General features: G+C 70.2%; 17 protein-coding genes and 2 pseudogenes. 14 read left to right on the plus strand and 5 right to left on the minus strand.

The window, feature by feature from the left end; all coding sequences use genetic code 11:
• Positions 1-2: 2 nt before the first annotated feature.
• Positions 3-332 (minus strand): GntR family transcriptional regulator, encoded by a 330-nt coding sequence (locus ACU6WZ_RS18410; protein WP_447029133.1) that lies wholly within the window; start codon positions 330-332, stop codon positions 3-5.
• A gap of 400 nt (positions 333-732) precedes the next feature.
• Here ACU6WZ_RS18410 and istA point away from each other — a divergent pair, with 400 nt between their 5' ends.
• A complete protein-coding gene (gene istA / locus ACU6WZ_RS18415; RefSeq protein WP_447033763.1) occupies positions 733-2,322 on the plus strand; it encodes an IS21 family transposase in 1,590 nt (529 codons plus the stop codon).
• Positions 2,322-3,098 carry an IS21-like element helper ATPase IstB gene (gene istB, locus ACU6WZ_RS18420; protein WP_447028588.1) on the plus strand — a complete coding sequence of 259 codons (777 nt, stop codon included), beginning with the start codon at positions 2,322-2,324 and terminating at the stop codon, positions 3,096-3,098. Before istA ends, istB begins: the two co-directional genes overlap by 1 nt.
• 486 nt (positions 3,099-3,584) lie before the next feature.
• Here the strand turns inward: istB and ACU6WZ_RS18425 are convergent, their stop codons facing one another.
• The gene (locus tag ACU6WZ_RS18425; RefSeq protein ID WP_447029134.1) at positions 3,585-6,719 is read right to left on the minus strand and encodes a DEAD/DEAH box helicase; all 3,135 of its coding nucleotides are present in this window, start codon (positions 6,717-6,719) and stop codon (positions 3,585-3,587) included.
• A gap of 105 nt (positions 6,720-6,824) precedes the next feature.
• Complete coding sequence (locus tag ACU6WZ_RS18430) at positions 6,825-7,841, minus strand: SEC-C metal-binding domain-containing protein (RefSeq protein ID WP_447029135.1); 1,017 nt, start codon at positions 7,839-7,841, stop codon at positions 6,825-6,827.
• A gap of 224 nt (positions 7,842-8,065) precedes the next feature.
• Here ACU6WZ_RS18430 and ACU6WZ_RS18435 point away from each other — a divergent pair, with 224 nt between their 5' ends.
• The 4 genes and pseudogenes from ACU6WZ_RS18435 (at position 8,066) to ACU6WZ_RS18450 (ending at position 10,282) form a co-directional block, all read left to right on the plus strand.
• Entirely contained in the window at positions 8,066-8,650 is a 585-nt protein-coding gene (locus ACU6WZ_RS18435) for a hypothetical protein (protein ID WP_447029136.1), read from the plus strand.
• 6 nt (positions 8,651-8,656) lie between these two features.
• Positions 8,657-8,845, plus strand: a pseudogene (locus ACU6WZ_RS18440) (hypothetical protein); the annotation flags it as partial.
• A 69-nt stretch (positions 8,846-8,914) separates the two neighbouring features.
• On the plus strand, positions 8,915-9,295 hold the full coding sequence (locus tag ACU6WZ_RS18445) for a nitrilase-related carbon-nitrogen hydrolase (protein WP_447029137.1): 381 nt from the start codon (positions 8,915-8,917) through the stop codon (positions 9,293-9,295).
• Between the two features lie 126 nt (positions 9,296-9,421).
• Positions 9,422-10,282, plus strand: a complete 861-nt coding sequence (locus ACU6WZ_RS18450; RefSeq protein ID WP_447029138.1) for a fumarylacetoacetate hydrolase family protein — start codon at positions 9,422-9,424, stop codon at positions 10,280-10,282.
• Positions 10,283-10,503: 221 nt separating this feature from the next.
• Here ACU6WZ_RS18450 and ACU6WZ_RS18455 read toward each other — a convergent pair whose 3' ends face one another.
• Positions 10,504-10,968: a heme-degrading domain-containing protein gene (locus tag ACU6WZ_RS18455; RefSeq protein WP_447029139.1), complete on the minus strand. Its 465-nt coding sequence runs from the start codon at positions 10,966-10,968 to the stop codon at positions 10,504-10,506.
• The gene (locus ACU6WZ_RS18460) at positions 10,965-12,101 is read right to left on the minus strand and encodes a Gfo/Idh/MocA family oxidoreductase (RefSeq protein ID WP_447029140.1); all 1,137 of its coding nucleotides are present in this window, start codon (positions 12,099-12,101) and stop codon (positions 10,965-10,967) included. Before ACU6WZ_RS18460 ends, ACU6WZ_RS18455 begins: the two co-directional genes overlap by 4 nt.
• 56 nt (positions 12,102-12,157) lie before the next feature.
• Between ACU6WZ_RS18460 and ACU6WZ_RS18465 the strand changes: the two genes are divergently transcribed.
• From ACU6WZ_RS18465 to ACU6WZ_RS18500, 8 genes and pseudogenes are all read left to right on the plus strand, one after another.
• Complete coding sequence (locus ACU6WZ_RS18465; RefSeq protein ID WP_447029141.1) at positions 12,158-13,321, plus strand: ROK family transcriptional regulator; 1,164 nt, start codon at positions 12,158-12,160, stop codon at positions 13,319-13,321.
• A 119-nt stretch (positions 13,322-13,440) separates the two neighbouring features.
• A complete protein-coding gene (locus ACU6WZ_RS18470; RefSeq protein ID WP_447029142.1) occupies positions 13,441-14,628 on the plus strand; it encodes a hypothetical protein in 1,188 nt (395 codons plus the stop codon).
• A gap of 86 nt (positions 14,629-14,714) precedes the next feature.
• Positions 14,715-15,520: pseudogene (locus ACU6WZ_RS18475) on the plus strand (GntR family transcriptional regulator).
• A gap of 158 nt (positions 15,521-15,678) precedes the next feature.
• Positions 15,679-16,800, plus strand: a complete 1,122-nt coding sequence (locus ACU6WZ_RS18480) for a TIGR03364 family FAD-dependent oxidoreductase (RefSeq protein WP_447029143.1) — start codon at positions 15,679-15,681, stop codon at positions 16,798-16,800.
• 5 nt (positions 16,801-16,805) lie between these two features.
• Positions 16,806-17,543 carry a phosphonatase-like hydrolase gene (locus ACU6WZ_RS18485; protein WP_447029144.1) on the plus strand — a complete coding sequence of 246 codons (738 nt, stop codon included), beginning with the start codon at positions 16,806-16,808 and terminating at the stop codon, positions 17,541-17,543.
• Entirely contained in the window at positions 17,540-18,607 is a 1,068-nt protein-coding gene (locus tag ACU6WZ_RS18490) for an ABC transporter ATP-binding protein (RefSeq protein WP_447029145.1), read from the plus strand. Before ACU6WZ_RS18485 ends, ACU6WZ_RS18490 begins: the two co-directional genes overlap by 4 nt.
• Positions 18,600-19,619 carry a 2-aminoethylphosphonate ABC transporter permease subunit gene (locus ACU6WZ_RS18495; RefSeq protein ID WP_447029146.1) on the plus strand — a complete coding sequence of 340 codons (1,020 nt, stop codon included), beginning with the start codon at positions 18,600-18,602 and terminating at the stop codon, positions 19,617-19,619. Before ACU6WZ_RS18490 ends, ACU6WZ_RS18495 begins: the two co-directional genes overlap by 8 nt.
• Positions 19,606-20,403 carry an ABC transporter permease gene (locus tag ACU6WZ_RS18500; protein ID WP_447029147.1) on the plus strand — a complete coding sequence of 266 codons (798 nt, stop codon included), beginning with the start codon at positions 19,606-19,608 and terminating at the stop codon, positions 20,401-20,403. Before ACU6WZ_RS18495 ends, ACU6WZ_RS18500 begins: the two co-directional genes overlap by 14 nt.
• Positions 20,404-20,448: the final 45 nt, after the last annotated feature.

Here is a 20,448-nt window from a genome sequence, read left to right on the forward strand (position 1 = left end):
CCTCAAGGCTGCCCCGTCCGTCCGTCGTTCCCCCGTGGCGGGCGGGGCTCTTTGCTATGCCCTCTCGTCGCCGGACTGGCTTGGCGCGGACAATCTACGCGATCCCGGAACTTGCAACCGCCCTGTGGGGCGGAGACGAACGCGCCGCGCTGGGGGACGACGAACACCGCGCCCTCGTCGGCCAGGACGCGGACGGCTTTCCGTGCGGTCATGCGCGCGACGCCAAACTCGTCGGCGAGGCGCTGTTCACCCGGCAGCGGGCGCAGCGGCTGCCAGTCGCCACGCTGGATGCGGGCGCGCAGCACCCCGGCGATCTGTACATATACCGGCACTGGCCCGCGAGGCGGCGGAGAAGCGGCCGTTCGTGGAATACGGCCGACCCGGTACGCCCCTACGTCATGGCCCTGCCCCGGAAGCGGCCGGACGATCCAGAGCGCCGTGCGCAGGCGGAACGCCGCTGGGCACTACGCGGGATAGATGTAGGCCCGGCCACGATTCACGGGGTGCGCGTTTGCCCCGACGGTCGTACGGTCCGGGTGTGTGAGCGATCACGAAATTCCCCAGGTGAGGCGGGTTCCGCGTCACGTAATTCCCCACCCCCGCGGTCACGTAATTCCCCATGGGGACGACGGACGCAGCGGGTAGTGGTCCTGGCCGTCGAGATGACGGACGCTTCCTCGATCAGTGGTTCGAGGTCGAGGGAAGCGCACGATGGCAAGGAGAACGTTCAACGTGGTCGATGTGACCGAGATCTATGTCCACTGGTACGCGGGCCGCTCCAAGAGCGAGCTGGCCGCGTCGCTGGGACTGGACCGCAAGACGATCAGGAAGTACCTGGCCCCGGCGGAGGCCGCCGGGATGGCCCCGGGCGGGGCGGCGATGGCCGCGGAGGACTGGGCCTCTCTGATCAAGGGCTGGTTCCCCGAGCTCGCCGATGCCCGGTTGCGGCAGGTGACCTGGCCCGAGATCGACAAGCACCGTGATTACATCAAGAGCCTGCTGGGGACGGTGACCGTCGCCACGATCCACCAACGGCTGCGGGACGAGAACGAGTTGGTGGTTTCGGTGTCGTCGCTTCGGCGGTGGATATCGGCGACGCTGCCCGAGGAGACCCGTCGCTCTCAGGTCACGGTCCTGCGCGACGAGATCGAGCCGGGGCTGGAGGCTCAGATCGACTACGGCTTCCTTGGCCAGTGGATCAACCCGCGGAGCGGGAAGCGGCACCGGATCTGGGCGTTCGTGATGGTGCTGCCGTGCTCGCGGCACATGTTCGTCCGCCCGGTGATCCACCTGGACCAGCACTCCTGGACCGAATCCCACGTCGAAGCCTTCAGATTCTTCGGCGGCGTCCCGCAGCGGCTGGTGCCCGACAACCTGAAGACCGGGGTGGACAAGCCCGACCTCTACGACCCTAAAATCAACAAAGCGTATGCCGAACTCGCGGCCCATTACGGTGCGTTGGTAGATCCAGCCCGCGCTCTGAAGCCAAAAGATAAACCGCGCGTCGAGCGCCCTATGCCCTATATACGTGATTCCTGGTGGCGGGGCCGGGAGTTCTTCTCGCTCGAGCAGATGCAGGCCGAGGCCATCCGGTGGTGCACCGAAGTCGCCGGTCAGCGGCAGTGCCGCCCGCTGGGCGGGGCCGCCCCGGCCTCGGTTTTCGAGGCCGTCGAGGCGTCCACGCTGCTGCCGCTGCCGAAGACCCCGTTCGTGCTCGCGAAGTGGTCGACGGCCACCGTCGGCCCGGACATTCACATCAAGGCCGGCCGCACCCTCTACTCGGTGCCGTGGAAACTGATGGGCAAGCGGGTCGACGTCCGCTCGACCGCGACCTTCGTGCAGGTCTTCCACGACGGCGAACTGGTCAAGACCCACGGGGCACTTGAGCAGGGCAAGCGCACCCATGCCAGCGACTACCCGCCGGAGAAGATCGCTTTCCACATGCGGACCCCGACCTGGTGCCGGACCCAGTCCGCGCAGGTCGGCACGGCCTGCCGCGAGGTGGTCGATGGGCTGCTGGAGGTCAACGCGCTCTATCGGCTCCGCGCCGCCCAGGGGATCCTCGGCCTGCGCAAGAAGTACGGCGAGGGCAGGCTGGAGGCCGCCTGCGCCAAGGCGACCCTGGTCGGCGACCCGTCCTATCGCACGATCAAGGGCATCCTCGTCGCCGGCACCGAGACCGAGCCGGCCCCCGAATCCTCCGGCGATGGCGGAGCCGCCGCCTTCCTGCACGGACCTCAGCGGCTCTTCGCGACCGCGACACCCCCCGACATGACGAACGACGACCGTGATGACCACCGTCACGAAGAAGGAGTGGCGTGATGAGCATCATGGACACCGCCCTGCGGGACGCGCTTCGCGCGCTGAAGCTCTCGGGCATGCTGGAAACTCTCGACGCCCGCCTCTCGCAGGCCCACGGCGGCGAGCTCGGCCACCTGGAGTTCCTCCAGATCCTCTGCCAGGACGAGATCACCCGCCGGGAGACCGTCGCCTTCCAACGGCGCCTGACCCGGGCGAAGTTCGAGCAGCAGGTCACCTTGGAGGAGTTCGACTTCGCGGCCTCCCCGAAGATACCCGCGGCCCAGGTCCGCGACCTTGCGGCACTGCGCTGGCTGCACACCGGCGAGTCCGTAATTTTGTTCGGGCCGGTCGGCGTTGGGAAGACACACGTCGCCCAGGCACTCGGACATATGGCGATCCGCCAGGGCGCCAACGTCCGCTTCGCCAAGACCAGCCGGGTTCTGGCCGACCTGGCCGGCGGCCACGCGGACCGCACCTGGGACCGCCGACTGCGCGAACTGGTACGGCCCGACGTGCTCATCCTGGACGACTTCGCGATGCGCCAGCTGACCGCGGCCCAGGCCGACGACCTCTACGAGCTGGTCTCCGAGCGGCAGGGCCGGTCGCTGATCCTGACCAGCAACAGGGCGCCGAGCGACTGGTATCCGCTCTTCCCCAACCCCGTCGTCGCCGAGTCCCTCCTGGACCGGCTCATCAACACCAGCCATCAGGTGATCATGAACGGTCCCAGCTACCGCCCCAACAAGCGGCCCCGCGCAGGCGTCACCGACAAGACAAACAAGCCCTCGATCAAGTAGACATGGACGAGGCCAGGACCTGGGGAATTACGTGACGCTGAGCCCGGGGAATTACGTGATCGTCCACAGGGTGGCGGTGGGAGCATGAGCGCCACTGCTTGCTGCCGCTGCGAGCGTCTGACGCTCGCCCCTGTTGCCGTGCGCTACATCGAGCGTGCGAGCGGCCCCGGGGTGACGCCGTACGCCTGCCCGGACTGCGCGCCCCGCCTCACTCCCGGCCCCCTCCCGGCCCCCTCCCGGCAGAGATTGACCCACCGCTTCGCGGCTGACGCGCTACCGACGCGCTGCCCCGTCCGGACGCTGCTCCGGGCGGGGCGGCGTCGTTCCCGACACACGATCCAAAGTGATCCGAGTTTGGAGCTGCTTACGGTGAAGGAAGTCCTCAAAGGGTTCAAGAAGGTGGATGAGGTCCTGGATAAAAAGTAGATGGACCCGACCGTCTAGTGCACGTGGCAATTCCGACACAGGTGCCAGGGCTCCAGCGAATCAGGCTGTGATCGCTGAGTAGGTCAGTACGTCAGCGGGGAGCTCACGTTCAAGTTTCCAAGTAATGGCCATCGGCTTGCTTCCCCTGTGCTCAACGTATTGGGCAGAGCCGAGCAGCATCCAGGGCTGGGGGCCGCCGGTGTCTGTCTTCTTGTAGCGGCGGACGAAGAGGAGGACGTGGGAGCCGTTCTCCTTGTGGGTCTGGTAGCGGAGGCCGGTCGGGGAGGTCTCTGAGGTCTGATTCTGTGACTCCCAGTGGAAGAAGCTGTCGCTCATCGCGTAGTCCTTGTATCGGGTCTCCGGGGAGAAGTCCTTCTCGTCCTTCTCAAGTGTGATCAGCAGCGCGTCGGTCTGGATGCTCTCGCACCACCTGACGCCTTCGCGGAAGTGGGCGGGCATAAAGCCGCCGATGAATGACTGGCCCAAGGCTGGGAGGATCTCCTCGCGGCTGTACGACGCATGAACGCTCAACGGCAAGCCGGCATGGTCCCCGAGCAAGGGGATGGCGACGTGGTCCACCTGGTCGAGAACGTGGGCGAGGACCTGGCGGAGTTCGCTGCGGAATGCCACCTGGGGGCGCAGCGTGTCGTAGCCATCCTGGTAGCTGGCGAAGTCGCCGCCGAGCGGCCAGAGCGAGAAGAAGAACATGCGGGCGAAGGCCTGGTCTTGCTCGCTCAGCTCGTCGTACGTCGGAGCTTCGTCGGTGAGTAGCCGTGAGTAGCTCGTCGCGCGGAGCGGGTCGTCGATGTGGAGGAACGCTGAGACCCGCTTCAGAAGGGCTTCTTCGCCTTCCGGCACGAGTGAGGTGAGGAGCTTGGCTCGGCGGAGGAGGCCCGTCCAGGAGTTGCCGTTGCCGCGATAGAGCTCCTTGACCTCTCGGCCGCTCTCCTTGAGGTACTCGGCGAGGCGAGGCTCCCCGTAGGTAGCCACCTCGCGGGCGAGCTGGGTGACGTTGATGCTGATCTGGCTGCGGATGTTCTCGATGATCAGTTCCTTGGCCTTGGACTCAAGGATGATCTGGCACCCGGAGGGCAGTTGTGGGAAGTCGTGCTCGACGTTCGCGAGCAGTCGGTTGCGAGTGAGGTTAGTCAGTGCCCGGAATTGTTCCTCGAACCGGAACTCCTTGCGGTGCTGTCCGATGAAGTCCAGGACTGTGAGTACGGCCTTGCCTTCGCTACGGCGGAGCCCTCGGCCGAGCTGCTGAAGGAACACGGTAGCGCTGGAGGTTGGGCGGAGCAGGAGCAAGGTATCGACGTCCGGGACGTCGAGCCCCTCATTGAACAGGTCAACGGAGAAGATCACTTGGAGCGTGCCGGCTCGCAGCTCGTCCAGTGCGGACTTGCGCTCTGCGCTGGGTGTTTCGCCGGAGAGTGCCACGGCGTTGAGGCCAGCCCGCCGGAAGAAGTCGGCCATGAAATGGGCGTGTGCCACGGAGACGCAGAAGCCGAGTGCCCTCATGGTTCCCGGGTCGGTGACCTTGTCCCGTACGGCCTGTACGACGAGCCGGGCGCGGGCGTCGTTGCCAGTGAAGAGGTTGCTGAGCGCTGTGGCGTCGTACGCCCCCCGCTTCCAAGTGATCGCACTCATATCGGTGTTGTCGGTGACGCCGAAGTAGTGAAACGGGCTGAGGAGCTCGTTCTCCAGGGCTTCCCACAGGCGCATCTCGGCAGCGATACGACCGTCGAAGAACTCGTCCTGGATGTTGAGACCGTCCATGCGCTCAGGCGTGGCCGTCAGGCCCAGCAGTTCCTGAGGTAGGAAGTGGTCCAGGATCTTGCGGTAGGTCGGTGAGGTTCCGTGGTGGAACTCGTCGATCACGATGACGTCGAAGTGGTCGGGGGAGAGCCGGTCCAGCTTGCGGGCATTGAGGGACTGGACGCTGGCGAACACATGCGTCCAGGTGTCCGGGATCTCGCCACCGACGAGGAGTTCCCCGAAGTTCGCGTCAACCAGCACGTCTTGGTAGGTACGCAAAGACTGCTCCAGGATCTCCTTGCGGTGAGCCACGAAGAGCAGCCGGAGATCACGCCCAAGCTTTCGGCGGAGCTGCTTGTAGTCCAGAGCAGCCATCACCGTTTTTCCGGTGCCGGTCGCCGCGACGAGCAGATTGCGGTGCCGGTCATGGACCGTACGCTCGACTTCAAGCCGCTCAAGCATGTCGCGCTGGTAGGGATGTGGACGGACCTCTAGGCCGGAGAGAGTGAGAGTGCGGCGCGCGTGATTCCCCGTTCCGCCAGCCTGCATCAGGGCTTCGTCCAGGCGTTGGGCGTCGTGATCAGGGTCGTACTTCTCGAAGGCAGGCTCGCTCCAGTAGGAGTCGAAGGTTGCCTCAAACTTCCTCATCACGGCGGGGGTTGCTACGGACGAAAGGCGGACGTTCCACTCCAGGCCGTCAAGGAGGGCGGCCTTAGATAGATTGGAGCTGCCGACATAGGCCGTGTCGTAGCCGCTCTCGCGGCGGAAGAGCCACGCCTTGGCGTGGAGGCGGGTGGAACGAAGCTCGTAGTTGACCTTCACCTCGGCGTTGAACTCACGAACGAGTCGGTCGAGTGCGCGGCGCTCGGTGGCGCCGATGTAGGTCGTGGTGATCAGGCGGATGCGTACGCCTCGGTCGCGGGCTGACCTGAGCGATTGCTCCAGGACCCGCAGACCGTGCCACTTCACAAAGGCACAGAGTAGATCGACTCGGTCCGCAGTGGCGAGCTCGGCGCGGAGTTCGAATCCGAGATTGGGGTCCTCGGGGGAATTGGTGATCAGCGCAGTCTCGGAGAGCGGGGTAGCGGGCCTGATGGCGTAGACGCCGGGGGCTTCCTGCTCTGCGATGGCGAGCAGTTGGCGTGGTCCATCCGCGATCAGATCAACCCACTCCTGGGCCCCCTCAAGCGTGTTCAGCGACTCAAGGATGTGGTTGGCAGCGTGGACACGCTCGTCAGCCGGGAGGTCTTGCAGCACTCGGCGGACGGTGTCAGCCACGTGCCGCGCGAGCACGTGTGGCGCTGACTCGGGCCCGACCTGGCCGTCGATTGCATGCAGCCCTCTGACTTCGAGGTCCTGAAGCCGTTGGGTGAGCCGCAGCGTAACCAACTGCTCGTAGATTCCCGTGGCTTGCTGAGACGCGCTGATGGCTTCGGTCACGCTGTGGCCCTCCTGCTGAGTCGACCTTTGAGTAGTAGCAGGTGCCACCGACAACGGAGCCTAGAGCCGGAGGGCCGTCCAACCGCTGCCTTACGTTGCTCGCTCTCAGGATGGGTCGGGCAATCCGTGGCAGTCGCGGTAGGGGGTGGTCGAGCCGCACCAGCAGGGGGCGTTGCGGGGTGGGGGCCAGGGGGTGGCTCGGCCTCGGGCGGCGAGGGTGGTGGCGTACTGGGGGAGGAGGGAGGCGTCGGCGGGGGAGGACTGCTCCGACGCGGCGAACGCCTCGTAGGAGGGGACCGTGCCGCGGACGATGCCCAGGTTCTGGGTGCCCGTGGCGGACAGGTCCCGCAGGGATGCCTCGATGGAGTCCAGGTGCGCGGCGGGGGTCGGGTAGTCCGAGGTGAGGGAGGGGTAATCCGTGAGGAGTTCGCGCAGCTCGTCCTCCGGCCAGTGCAGCATCGCCACCGGGAAGGGGCGGGACAGCGCGGTGCGGTACGTGCCCAGTTCGGCGCGCAGGCGCGTGATCTCTGCCTGGAGTTCGGCCGGGTCCGAGGAGCCGAGCGCCCACAGCCGGTTCGGGTCGTGCAGCTCGTCCAGGGCGATCGTGCCGGCGTGGGCGCGGTCCGCCATCGCGTCCCAGTCGTCGTGCGGCAGGCCCAGCATGCGGCGTACGCGATGGCGGCCGGTCAGGAGGGACAGGGCGGCGTACGGGATCTCCTCGGACGGGTCGATGAGGAGGGTCACCGCGGTGGTGAAGGCGTCGTGGGAGGCCTGGAGCTCGTCGTGGGATTCGAGGGCCTCCGCGATGACCTCCCACGGGGCTGCTTCGCGCGGGGCCGCGGCGCGGATGCCGTCGATGATCGCGCGTGCCTCCGCCTCGTGGCCGTACTCCCACAGGTTGGCCGCTTTGAGGGCTTTGGTGAGGAACGGGGTGTCCAGGGGCTTCGCCAGCAGCTGGTCGTAGAGCGTGGCCGCGCGGGCGCGGTCGCCTGCCAGCTCCAGGTGGGCGGCGGCTTGAAGGTACAGGGGTTCCTGGTCCTCGGGGAACTGCGCTGCGGCGCGCAGCAGACGCTCGGCTTCGGCGGTGTGATCGGCGTGATCGGCAGGCGTGTCGGGGCGCATGGTCCACACCGTACTGCTGTACGGGGTGCCGGTGAGAGAGCGCGGCTCGATCGCGGGTGTGGGCTCGTCCGTCGTTTGCGATGGGGGCTACGGGGGGATGCCGGCTCCGCGGTCGCCTTGCGGGTGGGAGTACGATGCTCACACTTTCTGAGTAGTGCAAGCCTTGTGCCGGCTGCTGGGCCGCGGCGCCCCTTCCGGTGCAAGAGTTGAGGAGAATCGCCCCCGTGCAAGCCCGTCGGCTGCCCTCGTGGAGCTGGGTCACCGCTCTGACTGTGATCGCTCTGGCGATCGTCGCCGTCGTGGCTGTACAGGCGGAACGGTCGGCCCCGCCGAGGAAGGCGGCCGACACTTCGCGGGACTCCTCGCCTTCGGGTGCGCGCGAGTCCGAATCGGGGGCCGAGTCGGCCGCGCCGAGCGAGAAGCCGCAGACGCCGGTTCCCGCCGGGTCGGGCGAGGGCAGGCGTGTCGTGTACTCGGTCGGGCAGAAGCGGGTCTGGCTCGTCGACGCCTCCGACGGCCTGCGCCGGACCTTCACCGTCTGGCCCGGCACGGTGAACCCGGCCGAGGGGTCGTACACGGTCGGGTTCCGGCGGGAGGGCGGCACGGGGTCGGACGGGGTGACGATCGAGAACGTCGTCTACTTCGCCATCAAGGACGGCATCTCCATCGCCTTCTCCAACGCCGTGGACGGATCGTCCCCGGAGCCCTCGGCCGGCACCAAGACCGGTGGCATCCGGGCGCGTGCCGACGACGGCGGGGCGATCTGGACGTTCGCCTCCGTCGGGACGACTGTGTCGGTCGTCGGATAGTCGGAGTCCATGGCCAAGGTGATGCCGCTGATGTCGTTCGCGACGCTGATCACGGTGGCGGTCGTACCGCTGGCCGCGGCGCTGTACGTCGTCACCAGCATGACCTGGAGCGCCGTCGAGCGGGCCTGCCTCTACCGGGACCTGACAGTTGCCGGTGAAGCAACGCCGCTTGCGAACCGCCCCTCGACCCCGTAGAACCGCAGCTCACGAAAGGCCGGCGGCCGCGGCGACACGCCTCGCGCACTGTGGAGAGAGGTAGGGCGAATGCGCATCGCACTGGCGCAGACCGACTGCGAGCTGGGCAAGGTGGAGGCCGACTTCGAGACGGCTCACAAGGCCGTCCGCATGGCCGCGGAGGACTACGCCGACCTGGTCGTCTTTCCCGAACTCAGCCTGCACGGCTACGACCTCGGCGGTGTCGGCGGCGACGAGTCGATCAGCGCCGACGACCCGCGCCTCGCGGCCCTGTCCGGTCTCGGCCCGGATGTCCTGGCCGGTTTCCACGAGGACGGCCGTCTGCGCAGGTACAACTCCGCCGCCTACCTCTCCGGCGGAGCGGTCGTGCACACCCATCGCAAGCTCTACCGGACGGCGGACGAGGCCGCGCCGCGGTTCCTGCGGGCGCACGGGTTCGTCGGCGGGTGATCGCTGCCCACTCCGTGAGCATGCCTTGCGGACCGGGCCAAGACCTTGGAGGATCAGCCAATCCTCCGATGGCCGCACCCATCGGCCGGGGCCGCGGGCGCGACACTCGACCAGAGGAGACTGACCATGAAGCTGCTGCGTGTAGGGACGGTGGGAGGCGAACGACCGGCGCTGCTCGACCAGGACGGGACCCTGAGGGATCTGTCGGGCCTTGTCGCGGACATCGACGGCGCGCTGCTCGCCGACGAGGCTGCCCTCGGCCGGGTACGGGCGGCTGCCGCCGCCGGTGAGCTGCCGGTGATCGACGACGCGGCCGGGACCCGCATCGGGCCGCCGCTTGCCCGTATCGGCAAGATCGTGTGCATCGGGCTGAACTACCACGACCATGCGGCCGAGACGGGCGCGGCGATACCGGACGAGCCGATCATCTTCTTCAAGGCGCCGGACACGGTGGTCGGGCCGGACGACACCGTGCTCGTGCCGCGCGGCAGTAGCAAGACCGACTGGGAGGTCGAGCTGGCCGTCGTGATCGGCCGTACCGCCCGGTACCTGGACTCGGCCGAGGACGGCCTCGCCCATGTCGCGGGGTACGCGGTCGCGCACGACGTCTCCGAGCGGGAGTTCCAGATCGAGCGCGGCGGTACGTGGGACAAGGGCAAGAACTGCGAGACGTTCAACCCGTTGGGGCCGTGGCTCGTGACGGCCGACAAGGTCGCGGACCCGCAGGCGCTGGGCCTGAAGCTGTGGGTCAACGGCGAGCTGAAGCAGGACGGCACGACTGCGGAGCAGATCTTCCCGGTGGGGGAAGTGGTGCGGTACGTCAGCCAGTTCATGGCGCTGTACCCGGGTGACGTGATCAATACGGGTACGCCGGCGGGGGTTGCCATGGGGCAGGCGGAGCCGAAGCCGTATCTGCGGGCGGGGGATGTGGTGGAGCTGGAGATTGACGGGCTCGGGCGTCAGCGGCAGGTGCTCAAGGGCGCGTAGCGGGGGGTGCGGGGTGCGGGGCGCGTGGTGCGGGGCGCGTGGGGGCTCCGCCCCCAACCCCGGTCCTCAAACGCCGGACGGGCTGGATTGGTGGCCCGGGGGTGGGTTGTTCGGGCGGTCGGCGGGGCTCTGCCTCGGTTCTCCGGTGACTGCGCAGGGTGGGGCAATCCAGCCCCGTCCGGCGTTTGAGGACGCTCGGCCGCAGGCCGTACACCCTGGGGTTACGACGCCAGGCGTTCCAGCGCTTCGACCACCAGGGCGTGGTCCTCCGCCTGGGGAAGGCCGGAGACCGTCACCGTGCCGATGACGCCCGCGCCCTCGACCGTGATCGGGAACGCCCCGCCGTGCGCCGCGTACACGTCCGGGTCCAGGCGCGACGACGCCTCGAACGTTGTCCCCTTGGCGCGAAAGCGCGTCCCGACCAGGTACGAGCTTTCCGCGTACCGCTCGACCACGCGCCGCTTGCGGTCGATCCACGCGTCGTTGTCCGCGCTCGACCCCGGCAGCGCGCAGTGGAACAGCTGCTGCGCCCCGCGCCGGATGTCGATGGCCACCGGCGCCTGGCGGGCGCGGGCCAGCTCGACCAGGATGCCGCCGAGCGTCCAGGCGTCGTCGTAGGTGAAGTGGTGGAGCGTCAGGCGTCGCTCTTGCGCGATCAGTTCGGCGGTGGTGGGCTCGTCGGTCATGACGCGCTCTCCCCGGCCCCGGCCCCGGCCCCGGCCCCGACCACATCCACCGCCACGCCCTCGCGGGCCGAGCGGCGCGCCGCCTCCAGTACGTCGAGCGTCGCGGCCGCCTGCTCGGCGGTGACCGGCGGGGCCGTGCCCTCGCGTACGGCGGTGGCGACCGCCGCGTAGTACGCCGGGTAGGCACCCGGCAGCGTCGGTACCGGGCTGCCGCCGCCCGTCAGCGGGGACTCGCCCGCGCCCAGGCGGCCCCACGCCGCCTCCGGCTCCTCGCCCCAGTTCCCGTCCGCGCCCGCAGCCGGGCGCCGGCCCTCGCGCAGGGCGGCCTCCTGGGGGTCCAGGCCGTACTTCACGTATCCCGCGCGCGAACCCAGCACGCGAAAGCGGGGGCCGAGCTGGGCGGTGGTCGCGCTCACGTAGAGGTGCGAACGGACCCCGCCGACGTGCGTGATCGCGATGAAGGTGTCGTCGTCGGCCTCCGCGCCCGGGCGGCGTACGTCCGATTCGGCGTACACCCGCGTCGCCGGGCCGAAGAGGACCAGCGCCTGGTCTACAACATGGCTGCCGAGGTCGTACAGCAGCCCGCCGATCTCCGCCGGGTCGCCCGACTCGCGCCAGCCGCCCTTCGGCTGCGGGCGCCACCGCTCGAAGCGCGACTCGAAGCGCTGTACGTCGCCCAGCTCACCGGCGTCGATCAGGTGCTTGAGGGTGAGGAAGTCGTTGTCCCAGCGGCGGTTCTGGAAGACGGAGAGCGTCAGGCCGCGCCCGGCGGCCAGCGCGGCGAGTTCGCGCGCATCGGCGGCCGTGCCGGCGACCGGCTTGTCCACGACGACCGGCAGGCCCGCGTTCAGGGCGGCGGTCGCGAGCGGGACGTGGGTCTTGTTGGGCGAGGCGATCACGATCAGGTCGAGTTCGTCGGCGCGCGCCCCCCACAGCTCGTCGGGCGAGGCCGCGAAGCGGACGCCGGGGAACTCGGCGCGGGCCCGCTCCCGCCGTTCCGGATTCGAGGTGACGACCGTGTCGAGTACGAGGCCGTCGGTCGCGGCGATGAGCGGGGCGTGGAAGACGGAGCCTGCGAGGCCGTAGCCCACGAGTCCGACGCGCAGGGGGGCGTGGGTGCCGGTGCCAGTCATGACTCCCACTTAAACAACGCTGTTGCCAAAGTGCAAGCGCGGTGGACAATGGGCGCGTGAACAGGAGTAATACGGGCGCGAATCTCCCGGCGCTGCGCAGCCACAACGCGGCGCTGGTGCTCGACCTGCTGCGCACGGCGGGCGAGGCCGGCATCAGCCGCCTGGAGCTCGCCGAACGCACCGAGCTCACGCCGCAGGCCGTCAGCAAGATCACCGCGCGGCTGCGGACGGAGGGGCTGGCCGAGGAGGCGGGCCGGCGCGCGTCGACGGGCGGCAAGCCGCGGACGGTGCTGCGGCTGGTTCCGGAGGCGGGGTACGCGGTCGGGGTGCACCTGGACCGCGACGAGGTGACGGCCGTCCTGGTGGACCTGGCGGGGGAGACCGTCGCGGTGCGGCGGGCGGAGCAGGACTTCGGGGCGGGCGCGGGGGTGGTGGTCGAGGGGGTGGTGCGGTTGGTCGCCGCGCTGGGGGCGATCTCCCGGGCCCCCGGTCAGGCCCCCGGTGCGGGGCGCGTACTCGGGGCCGGGGTCGCCGTGCCGGGGCCGCTGGATCACCGGCGGGGGGTGCTGCGCCGGGTGACCGGGTTTCCGCAGTGGGACGGGTTCGCGTTGCGCGATGTGCTGGCGGCGCGGCTCGCGCTGCCCGTCGTCGTGGACAAGGACACGAACGCGGCCGCCCTGGGGCTGACCCTCCGGGCTCGTATCGCCGGCGACTCCTTCGCGTACCTCCACCTCGGGACCGGACTCGGCGCCGGGCTCGTGCTCGGTGGGGCGCTGTACCGGGGGGCGCGCACCGGGGCGGGCGAGTTCGGGCACCAGACCCTCCAGCTGGACGGCCCCCCGTGCCCCTGCGGCGGACGTGGCTGCGTGGAGGCGCTTTGCCTCGCCGCCATCGCGCGGGGCGACATGGCGGAGGCGGCGCGCGTGCTGGGAACCGGCGCCGCGAATCTCGTCGGGCTGCTCGACATCGACCGGGTGCTGCTCGGGGGGCGCGTCGTCGCCGCGGCGGAGGACGTGTTCGTACGAGGCGTGGGCGCGGTACTCGCGGAGCCGGCCCGGCGTCGCGACGGCGGCGGCCCCGCCGTACCGGTCGCAGCGGTGTCGGGCGACGCCCGCACCGTCGCGGACGGCGCGGCGCAACTGGTCCTGGCGCCGCTCTTCGGCCACGCGGACGTGGTGTTCCCCGGCGGAGTGGGCCGTTGGGAGGATTATTCAGATTAAATGGGTGCGCGTGCGTCGTGGCGGTCATGAGTGGGTGTGTGGGCGTGGCAGCGTCACGGTCCGTATGACTGGTGACTGGGGGACCCCGGTCCGTACCCGACTCGTAAAGGCCTCCTCTCATGCGAGTGCGCCGAGCCCTCACTCTCGGAGCCGCGGCAGCCGTGCTGGCTGCCGCGCCGGCGGTCAGTTCCCAGGCCGGCGCCCAGGCCGGTGCGGGCGGCGCGTCGGCCGATCCGGGCGCTCCCGCCGAACAGGAGCCGTCCTGCGGTGACGCCGACTCCGCCGACTTCCCCCTCACCACCCGCCTGCGCGGCGGCCCCGGCAACTACGCGCCGGGCGGCCCGGCGGCGCACTGGTCGCTGGAGCTGACCAACACCACGGACAAGACCTGTCACAACATCCACCCGGTCGTCGTCCTCGTGGACCGAGGACGCGGGCAGGGGCGGGAACTGCGGGCGGACGACGTGAAGTTGGAGTTCGACGACGGCACCGGGCGATGGATCGCCGTACCCCTCGAAACGACCGACGAAGACGAGCACATCGGTGTTCTCGCGGGCGACTTCCCCCGCTTCCCGGGCTTCACTGTCATCGGCGACCGCACTCTCACCGTGAACGTGCGCCTCGCCTTCGACTCCGGTACGGCTCCCACCCGGGCCGTCGCCAACGCCGCGGTCGTCCAGCGACAGGCGGACGACGGTGAGTGGGTCGGTGAGTCGAACGGCTACCGGTTCACAGTCATCGACGCCGACGCCGACGCCGACGCCGATGCCGATGCCGACGCCGATGCCGATGCCGATGCCGACGCCGACGCCGATGCCGACGCCGATGCCGACTCGGACGCCGACGTGGAGCCGGATGTCGACCCGGACGTGACGCCGGACGCCGACGGGGACCCTGATTCGGACAGCGGTACGGATACGGATACGGGTGCGGATACCGACCCCCGCCTGGACGAGAGCACCGGCACAGGGCCCCCCACCGCCCCGCCCACAGCACCCGCCCCGCCCACAGCACCCGCCCCGTCCACGGCCCCCGCCCCGTCCACAGCACCCGCCCCGTCCACAGCACCCGCCCCGTCCACGGCCCCCGACGCGCCCACCGGCTCCGACCCCGACCGCCCCGCCGACGGATCGCACCGCCCCCCGCCCGGCGACCCCGCCGAGCCGCCCCCCGCCCTCGCCCGAACCGGCCCGGACCGCGAGGCCGTTCTCGCGGCCGTCGCCGGTGCCATGCTGCTCAGCGGCACCGCCCTCGTCGTCGGAGCGCGCAGGGGTGGGCGCGTGCGCGGGCGCGGGCCGCAGCGCTAACGGCCTGGTGCGCGATAGCCGGCGTCGCGGGCCCGTCCCCTATCGCGCACCAGGCCGTAAGGCAGCGCGGGCGGAGACCCGCGTTCATGGTCATCTGGGAACATCCATGGGTGGATTACCCGAAGGACTACCCGAACGCCCACGACCAGATCCCCGGCGCACCGGTCCGATCCGGCATTCCGGAGCACGGCCGCGTACCCAAGTACTACGCCGTCAAAGCGCATGTCGCGGCCCTGCTCGACCAGTTGGGCGAGAACGGCTGCTGCCCACCGAACGCGACCTCGCCGTACGCTACGAGGTGTCCCGCGAGACCGTACGCCAGGCCCTGCGCGAGCTGCTCCTGGAGGGGCGCATCCGACGCCAGGGGCGCGGCACGGTCGTCGCCGGGCCGAAGCTGGAGCAGCCGCTCGCGCTGGCGAGCTACACCGAGGGCGTACGCCGCCAGGACCGGCGACCGGGCCGCAATCTCGTCGGCCTCGACCGGGTGCCGTGCCCCGCCGCGCTCGCGCCCGACGTGGGGATCGAGGCGGGTGAGCCGCTGTGGCACATGGAACGGGTACTGCTCGCGGACGACGAGCGGGTGGGCGTCGAGAGTACGTACGTCGCCGTCTCCCGTGTCCCGCGCCTCGACCTCGACTTCGAGCCGGACTCGTCCTTCTACGCCTACCTCTCCGACCGCGTCGGGGTGACCTTCGGCAGCGCGGACGAGCGCATCGAGACGGTGCTCGCCACTCCCCGGGAAGCGCTCCTGATCGGTACGCCGCCGGCGCTTCCGATGCTGCTGATCCACCGGGTGTCGCGGGACCTCGCGGGCCGACCGCTGGAGCGGGTGCGGACGCTGTTCCGGGGGGACAGGTTCAGCTTCACGGTGCGGCTGGAAGGGCGCGGGTAGAGCGCGGGCAGCGCACGGGGAGGGGTGGCAGTTGCGGGCAAACCGGGGCAGTTTAGTAACGAAACGATAACAGGTCTGGGCCAAGATTGCGGGGCTGTTCACCGGGACGTCGCCATGTGGATTGGTTCGGGTCACCCACTCCCAGGAGCGTGAACGGCGTGAGAGTCATAGTCGTAGGAGCCGGCGTGGTGGGAACCATGCACGCCTGGCACGCAGTGGAACGCGGCCACGAGGTCGTCCAGATCGAGCGAGAGACCGAAGCCCGCGGCGCGAGCCTGCGCAACTTCGGCCAGATATGGGTCAGCGGCCGAGCGGGCGGTGAGGAGCTGGACACCGCCCTGCGCGCCCGCGAGCTGTGGGAGGGCATCGGGGCGCGCGTCCCCGAGCTGGGCTTCCGGGCCATCGGCTCGCTGACGCCCGTCCGCGGCGACCTGGAGCTGGCCGTCGCCGAGGCCGCCGTGGCCCGCGCCGACGCGCCCGCCCGCGGCTACAAGCTGCTGACCGCCGCCGAAGCCCGCGCCGTCAACCCCGCCCTGCGCGGCGATTTCGACGCCGCTCTGTGGTGCGAGCGCGACGCCGCCGTGGAGCCCCGGACCGGCCAGCTCGCGCTCAAGCAGGCACTGCTGAAGTCCGGCCGCTACACCTTCGTCCCCGGCCGCGAGGTGCGGGAAGTCATCGGCGAGAACGCCGTCCGCGACGACCACGGCGACGTGCACACCGGCGATGTGGTCGTCCTCTGTACGGGCGCCTGGCTCGGCGGGCTCGTCAAGGAGCTCGTACCCGACCTGCCCGTCCGCCGCGTCCGCCTCCAGATGATGCAGACCGAACCCCTCGGTGAGGCCCTCACCACCTCCGTCGCCGACGCCGACAGCTTCCGCTACTACCCCGCCTACGCCGGCGACGCACTCAACGCACTCAACACCGGGCAGGCCCAGGAGCCGGCCGCAGCCGCGCACAAGATGCAGCTGCTCATGGTCCAGCGCCGGGGCGGCGGACTGACCATCGGCGACACCCACGAGTACGAGCACCCCTTCGCCTTCGACGTCGTCGAGGAGCCGTACGACCACGTCGCCCGGGTCGCCGAGTCCTTCCTCGGCCGGCCGCTGCCGAAGGTCCGGCACCGCTGGGCGGGTGTGTACGCGCAGTGCACCGACACAAGCCGCGTCGTGCACCGCCAGCAGGTGCGCGAAGGCGTGTGGCTGGTGACCGGGCCCGGCGGACGCGGAATGACGTGCTCCCCGGCCATCGCAGAAACGACCGCCGACGAACTGAACTGGTGACCACGATGACGCAGACGACGCAGACGACACCGGCGACGCCCGGGACTCCCACGATCAAGCTGGTCGTGCTCGACATGGCCGGCACCACCGTCGCCGACGGCGGCCTCGTCGAGCAGGCCTTCTCCGCCGCCGCCCAGCGCCTCGGCGTCGAGCCGGGCTCGGCCGATCATGCCGAGAAGCTCGACTACGTACGCGCCACCATGGGCGAGTCCAAGATCTCCGTCTTCCGCCACCTCTTCAGCGGCGACGACGGCGAGGCAAAGGCCCAGCTCGCCAACACCGCCTTCGAGGAGGCGTACGCCGGCCTCGTCGACGCCGGCCACGTCGCGCCAGTCCCCGGTGCCCGCGAAGCCATCGAGGAACTGCGCGCGCAGGGCCGCCGGGTGGTTCTGACCACCGGGTTCGCCCGCGTCACCCAGGACGCGATCCTCGCCGCCCTCGGCTGGCAGGACCTGGTCGAGCTGACGCTCTGCCCGGCCGACGCCGGCGGCCGCGGCCGTCCGTACCCGGACATGGTGCTCGCCGCGCTGCTGCGCACCGGGGCGGCCGACGGGGTGCGGGAGATCGCGGTGGCCGGCGACACGTCGTACGACATGCTCAGCGGCGTCCGCTCCGGCGCGAGCGTCGTCGCCGGCGTCCTGACCGGCGCGCACGACCGCGACCGGCTCCTCGCCCACGGCGCCACGCACGTCCTCGGCTCCGTCGGGGAGCTGCCCGACCTGCTGGCGGGGGAGGGGCGATGACCAGCGGCATACGCTTCGACAGCGTCTCGGTCGCGTACGGGAGGCACGGTGAGAACACCGTCCTGGACTCGCTCGACCTGACCGTCGAGCCCGGCGAGGTCATGGCCCTGCTCGGCCCCTCCGGTTCCGGCAAGACCACCGCCCTGCGCGCCGTCGCCGGCTTCGTCCAGCCCGCATCCGGGCGGGTCCTCATCGGCGACCGCGACGTGACCAGGCTCCCGCCGCACCGACGCGGCATCGGAATGGTCGTCCAGCAGTACGCGCTCTTCCCGCATCTGCGCGTCGAGGACAACGTGGCGTTCGGCCTCAAAGCGCAGAAGGCCCCCAAGTCCGAGATACCGGGGTGGGTCGCCGAGGCGCTGGAGATGACGGGCATGGCGGCGTACGCCAAGCGCCATCCGCGCGAGCTGTCCGGCGGCCAGCAGCAGCGCGTCGCCATCGCCCGCGCACTCGCCATCCGGCCACGCGTGCTGCTCCTCGACGAGCCGCTGTCCGCGCTCGACGCGCAGCTCAGGTCCGGCATGCTGACCGAACTCGCCCGCCTGCACCGCGAGTTGCCCGACGTGTCGATCCTGTACGTCACCCACGACCAGGTCGAGGCGCTGACCCTCGCGGACCGTATCGCCGTCATGGACAAGGCCCGGCTCCAGGACTGCGGCACCCCGCAGCAGCTGTACCGCCGCCCCACGACGGAGTTCACCGCGTCCTTCGTCGGCAACGCGAACCTGCTGCCGGTCACCGTCGGCCCCGGCGCCGACGGCGTCTCCTTCGCCGGTACGCCGCTGAGGATCGCCACCGGCGGCGCGGCGAGCGGGGCGACGGCCACGGTGTGCGTACGCCCGCACCTCGTCGGCCTCGGCGAGGGCCCCAACGCCCTGCGCGGCACCATCGCCGAGGTCCAGTGGCGCGGCTCCACCCACCGGCTGTACGTCGACGTGGCCGGCCACCGGCTGAAGGCGGACCTGCGCGAGCTGCGCGAGACGCCGGAGCTGGGCGCCGAGGTCACGGTGCACTTCGCGTCCGACGACGCGGTGCTGCTGGGGGCGGGGGTGACCCATGGCTAGCGCGAATCCGTCCCACCTGAGCGCCACCGGCCCGAGCCCGGCCGCCGGCCCCCTCGCAGCCCCCGTCCCCGCCGCCACGCCCGCGCACACCACAAGCGCCGGGCATACGACCACAGGGCATGCGACCACCGGCCAGCCCGCTCAGGCTCAGGGCAACGCACCCGGGCCGCCCCCCGCGCCGCGCCCAACCCGCGCAGTGCCGCGGTGGGTCTGGGCGCTGCCGCCCGTCGGCGTGCTCGCGCTGTTCTTCCTCTACCCGCTGGCCCTCGTCCTCCAGCAGTCGTTCACCCCCGACGAGGGCGGCACCTCCGTCGAGCCGTACGCCGAGGTGTTCGCCTCCGAGGCCTTCCGCGAGGCACTGTCCACCACGGTGTGGCTCGCCGTCGGATCGACCGTAGGGTGCCTGGCCCTCGGGTTCGTACTCGCCCTCGTCATCGCCTTCGTGCCCTTCCCCGGCGGCAAGGCGGTCGCGAAGTTCATCGACGTCTTCCTGTCCTTCCCGTCCTTCCTGATCACCCTCGCCCTGCTGTTCATCTACGGCACGGTCGGGATGGCCAACGGCCTGTGGACGGACGTCACCGGCGCCGCCGAGGGCCCCTTCCACTTCCTCACCACCCCGTGGGGCGTGCTCCTCGCCGAGATCACGTACTTCACGCCCTTCGTGATGCGGCCCCTGCTCGCCGCGTTCTCGCAGCTCGACACCGCACAGCTGGAGGTCGCGTCGTCGCTGGGCGCCAGGCCCGCCCGCATCGTCCGGCAGGTGATCCTCCCCGAGGCGCTGCCGGCCCTTGCGGCCGGCGGATCCCTGGTCCTCGTCATGTGCCTCAACGAGTTCGGCATCGTGCTCTTCACCGGGGCGAAGGGCGTCACGACCCTGCCGATGCTCGTCTACAGCAAGGCGATCCTCGAATCCGACTACCCCGCGGCCTGCGTCGTCGCCGTCGTCAACATCGCGATCTCCGTGGGTCTCTACAGCCTCTACCGGGTGGTGAGCCGACGTGTTGGTGCATAGCCGTACGGGAAAGTGGGCGACTTGGGGCGTCTTCCTCGTGCTCTTCGTCCCCCTCTTCGCCCTGCCCCTCCTGGTCATCCTGGCCGCATCCCTGTCCACCAACTGGTCCGGCGCCTTCCCGTCAGGCCCCACCACCCGGAACTACGCCTCCGCCGTACGCGGTGAATCCCTCCAGGCACTCACCACCAGCCTGGTCACCGCGCTGACCGCCAGCGTTCTCGCGCTGAGCGTCGGCAGCTGGGCGGCGCTGAGCGCCGCCGCGCTGAAGAACCGGGGAAAGCGAATCCTGGACGCCCTGTTCATGCTGCCGGTCGCCGTGCCCTCGGTGGTCGTCGGCCTCGCCGTCCTCGTCGCGTTCAGCCAGCCGCCGATGCTCCTGAACGGAACGCGCTGGATCGTGATCCTCGCGCACACCGTTCTTGTCACGGCGTTTGCCTACCAGTCGGTTTCGGCCGCCATCCTGCGTCTGGATCCGGCCTACGAGCAGGCAGCCGCCTCCCTCGGCGCCCGCCCCTCGTACGTCCTGTGGAAGGTGAAGCTCCCGCTCCTGCTGCCGTCCCTCAACGCGGCCGCCGGGCTCTGCTTCGCGCTGTCCATGGGCGAGCTGAGCGCCACGATGATGCTCTACCCGCCCGACTGGATGCCGCTCCCGGTCCGGATCTTCACCGCCACCGACCGTGGCTCCCTGTTCACCGGATCGGCCGTCGCCGTGGTCCTCATGGGTACGACGCTGCTCGTGCTCCTCGCGGTGTCCCGCATCCGCACCAAGGCCGCATTCCGCTGACACGACCTCCTGCCACACGCCCTCCCTCCCTGACACAGCCTCCCT

Source organism: Streptomyces hypolithicus, from assembly GCF_052934925.1.

Coding starts and splice junctions, on each gene's coding strand:
- ACU6WZ_RS18455 (WP_447029139.1), bottom strand. CDS start 10,968: ATGACCGACGAGCCCACCACCGCCGAACTGATCGCGCAAGAGCGACGC.
- ACU6WZ_RS18460 (WP_447029140.1), bottom strand. CDS start 12,101: ATGACTGGCACCGGCACCCACGCCCCCCTGCGCGTCGGACTCGTGGGC.
- istB (WP_447028588.1), top strand. CDS start 2,322: ATGAGCATCATGGACACCGCCCTGCGGGACGCGCTTCGCGCGCTGAAG.
- ACU6WZ_RS18430 (WP_447029135.1), bottom strand. CDS start 7,841: ATGCGCCCCGACACGCCTGCCGATCACGCCGATCACACCGCCGAAGCC.
- ACU6WZ_RS18450 (WP_447029138.1), top strand. CDS start 9,422: ATGAAGCTGCTGCGTGTAGGGACGGTGGGAGGCGAACGACCGGCGCTG.
- ACU6WZ_RS18445 (WP_447029137.1), top strand. CDS start 8,915: ATGCGCATCGCACTGGCGCAGACCGACTGCGAGCTGGGCAAGGTGGAG.
- ACU6WZ_RS18495 (WP_447029146.1), top strand. CDS start 18,600: ATGGCTAGCGCGAATCCGTCCCACCTGAGCGCCACCGGCCCGAGCCCG.
- ACU6WZ_RS18470 (WP_447029142.1), top strand. CDS start 13,441: ATGCGAGTGCGCCGAGCCCTCACTCTCGGAGCCGCGGCAGCCGTGCTG.
- ACU6WZ_RS18490 (WP_447029145.1), top strand. CDS start 17,540: ATGACCAGCGGCATACGCTTCGACAGCGTCTCGGTCGCGTACGGGAGG.
- ACU6WZ_RS18485 (WP_447029144.1), top strand. CDS start 16,806: ATGACGCAGACGACGCAGACGACACCGGCGACGCCCGGGACTCCCACG.